Annotated in this window: 4 protein-coding genes; 1 reads left to right on the forward strand and 3 read right to left on the reverse strand. The window is 67.4% G+C overall.

Annotated elements, in window-relative coordinates; translation table 11 throughout:
- The 3 genes from VKT83_04905 to VKT83_04915 all read right to left on the reverse strand — a co-directional run.
- A partial coding sequence (locus tag VKT83_04905; protein ID HLY21790.1) for a hydrogenase maturation protease occupies window positions 1–374 on the reverse strand: 374 nt, incomplete at its 3' end.
- A gap of 295 nt (window positions 375–669) precedes the next feature.
- The gene (locus tag VKT83_04910; GenBank protein HLY21791.1) at window positions 670–1,893 is read right to left on the reverse strand and encodes an IS701 family transposase; all 1,224 of its coding nucleotides are present in this window, start codon (window positions 1,891–1,893) and stop codon (window positions 670–672) included.
- 91 nt (window positions 1,894–1,984) lie between these two features.
- Window positions 1,985–2,524 carry a MarR family transcriptional regulator gene (locus VKT83_04915; GenBank protein HLY21792.1) on the reverse strand — a complete coding sequence of 180 codons (540 nt, stop codon included), beginning with the start codon at window positions 2,522–2,524 and terminating at the stop codon, window positions 1,985–1,987.
- A 244-nt stretch (window positions 2,525–2,768) separates the two neighbouring features.
- On the opposite strand from VKT83_04915, the gene VKT83_04920 reads away from it, so the two are divergent.
- Window positions 2,769–3,131 (forward strand): chloride channel protein (locus VKT83_04920; protein ID HLY21793.1); only part of this gene is annotated, 363 nt, incomplete at its 3' end.

The raw sequence follows: 3,131 nt of genomic DNA on the forward strand, positions 1-3,131 counted from the left end.
GGTTCACAGCCGACGATGGCGATGCGCGGGCGCGAGCCGCCTATCCGCTGGAGCCACGCCAGCACCGCCGCCGGCGTGAGGCTGTGGGCGTCGGCCAAGTCGGTGTGATCAGGCAGATCGGCCAGGTCCGGCTCGATGAGATAGAGCGTGCCGGGCGGACCGCCGCGCGCGACTGCGTCGATGAGGATGACCGAACCGTACCGTCCTTCGGCCAGCTCGTACGCCAGATGCACGCCGCGGACGCCGAAGTCAGCCGCGTCGACCCCGTCCGGCAGCGGCTCTTCCCGTAGACGTCTCACCACCTCGACGCCAAATCCGTCGTCGCCGAGAAAGATGTTGCCGATGCCGGCGACCAGCACGCGCGTGTCAGGCATGAATCCCCCGTCAGAACGCATCAACCACCGAGCCCCGAGACGAGAGTCCTGCTTCCCTCGGGGATCTCGGTGGCCTCGCTGGTCAACGTGACCACGCTCGTCTCACATCGCGCGGATGCGCTGATACCGCACGATCTCCGGCCACGAGCTCACCACGACGCAGACGACTGCGGCGCCGACGAGGATCGCGATCCAGTTCCGCATAAGCCGGCTCCAATCTCTGACTTCCTACTCCGTAGTCCCTGGAGTTCCACGGATCCCCAATCCCTAATCCCCAACCCCTAACACTACTTTGTCACCTTCGTAGAGGCGGATTCCGTCGAAAGCTATCGAGGGTGCGCAGCAACTGCCGGTTGTGGATGACGTAGAGCAGTCCCATGATCTCGCGGACCCAGCCGCGGACGATCGGCAGGGTGGGACGCACGGCGCCGGCGGCGCGGGCGCGCTCGAGTTGGAGAAAGGTGAACGCGACGGCGGTGAGCACGACGTGATGCGCCCAGCCGCGATAGCTCCGGCCTTCAAAGTGGTCGAGCCCCAGGTCGTCTTTCAGCTCCCGATACTGCTGTTCGATCGGCCACCGGCTGCGGGCGAGCGCCACGAGATCCTGCAGCGAGGCCGTCGGGGCAAGGTTGAGCAGATAGTATTTGTGCTCGTCGGGTGTCACCCGTTCGCAGAGCAACCAGCGGTCCCCGCGGCCGGTCGGCGCGCGGGCGCGCACGGCGTAGAAGGCGGCCGCCAACGGGCGGTGCGGATCAGAGCCCCAGGTGACCGTCTGCCAGTCCGCCGGGCGGGTGGCGGTGGCGAGGCCGGCGGCGGTATCCGTTCGGCCCTCAGCCGCGAAGATGGCGTTGCCGCGAATCGCCACACCATAGCGGAGGCCGAGCCGTTCCAAGCCGTCGCGAAACTGAGCGTTCGAGCCGTAATCGGCATCCACGACCACGCCGTCCAGTGTGAAGCCGGCGTGGAGCACGGTGCGCACGTGCGCCAGCGCGATCCGCCACTTCGCGCGAAACCGGACGGTCGACGGAATGCCGACGGCGTCACGCCGCACCGGATCGGCCATCCAGGAGGCGGGCAGATACAACTCGAACGTCAACGGCCACGTGCGGCCGTCGGCGATCAACGCGCTCGACACGGCCACTTGGCAATTGCCGATCTTGCCCAAGGCGCCGCAGTATTGGCGCTGCACGCCGACCGACGCCGTTCCCTGTTTGGGAAAGCCGGTGTCATCGAGCGCCAAGATCCCGGTTCGCATGGGCACCAGCGTCCGCAGGTGCGTCCAGACGCGCATCGCGTCCCACGGCGAATCCGTGATGAAGTGCTGCAGGGCTTGATAGCTGCTCGGGTCGCTCAACCGGCCGTGCATCGCTTGCATCGACTTGCGCTCGCTGTCGTTGAACAGGCCGTCGAGATACTGGCTGGCGGCTTCCCGCTGGGGGCGCCGGCTGAAACACGCGCCGAATCCATCCATGAACTGACCCAGCCGTCGAAGCAACGCCCGCGCCGAGCCTGTCGTCATGCCCGGCAGCGTACGGACTTCCGCACGTCAGTACAAGCCCTATGCCATTGGACGGCTGCGGATCAGCGAGAATCAACCTGACAAAGTAGTGCTAGCCTTTCTTCGACTGAGCGCCGTCCTCGAAGAACATCGGCGGATGAGCGGCGGCGTCTTTCGGCGCGACCGCCCGGGCGACGTGGCCGAGCGCGCGCGCGAGGACGCGACGGTCACCGGGCGCGAGCGCGGCGATCGCCGCGATCAGCCGCTCCTGGACGGCCGCCGGTGCGCGCCCGAGCACGGCCCGTCCTTTCGCGGTGAGCTCCAGCCGCAGGCGCCGGCGATCGTCCGTGGCGGTGACCTTGGCGACCAGGCGCCGCTCGACCAGCCGCTGGATCACGACCGACACCGAGCTCTGGTGCGTGAACGTCAGCGCCGCCAGCTCGTTGACCGACGCGCGTGGATGCTCGCCAATCTGCTGCAGGGCGAAGAGCTGGGCGCTGCTGAGCCCAGCGCGCCGCTCGCCCTCGCGGCCGGCAACCCGCAGCCCTTGGACGATCCGCCGCACCGCGTCGAGCGCGGCGCGGACGTCGTGCGACGCTGTCGCGGCCGACGTGGTGGACTTGCCCGGCGATGACCGGCGAACCATAGCCATGTTCACGTTGATCCTAGTAGAGGCCGTTCCACTCCGATAACGGACGTTGAACCGCCGAGCACGCCGAGAGTATTTGCCTGTCTCGACGACTCGGCGGCCGCGGCGGTCGCCGTCATTCTGATCGGCCACGACAGCGAAGTGAAACAGCGCGTGCCGGAGGTGTGCGCACCTGGCACATCGGCAAGGCAGAGTTTCGCGGCCCGGATCGATCTGCTATCGTTGATTGTATGGGACTCCATACATCGTGAGCACGACGGCCCGACCGCGCGATATTGCCGAAGACCTGGCCGATTTCACCGCCACGCGACGGATGCTGACGATCAGCGCCATCGCCATCGCCATCGGCGTCATCAGCGCCTACGTCGCCAAGGCGCTGCTCACACTCATCGGCCTGTTCACCAACCTGTTCTTCTTCCAGCGCTTCAGCACGCAGCTGGTCACGCCGGAAGCGCACACGCTGGGGCCGCTGGTGATCCTGGTGCCGGTCGCCGGCGCCCTGATCATCGGCGTCATGGCGCGCTACGGCTCCGAGCGCATCCGCGGCCACGGCATCCCCGAGGCGATCGAGGCGATTCTCATCAACGGCAGCCGGGTCGAGCCGAAGGTG

Source organism: bacterium, assembly GCA_035308905.1.
Taxonomy (GTDB): Bacteria; Sysuimicrobiota; Sysuimicrobiia; order Sysuimicrobiales; family Segetimicrobiaceae; genus DASSJF01.

What these genes read in the sequence shown, in the direction of transcription:
- VKT83_04915 (HLY21792.1), bottom strand. Translation starts at nt 2,524, where the DNA reads ATGGCTATGGTTCGCCGGTCATCGCCGGGCAAGTCCACCACGTCGGCC.
- VKT83_04910 (HLY21791.1), bottom strand. Translation starts at nt 1,893, where the DNA reads ATGACGACAGGCTCGGCGCGGGCGTTGCTTCGACGGCTGGGTCAGTTC.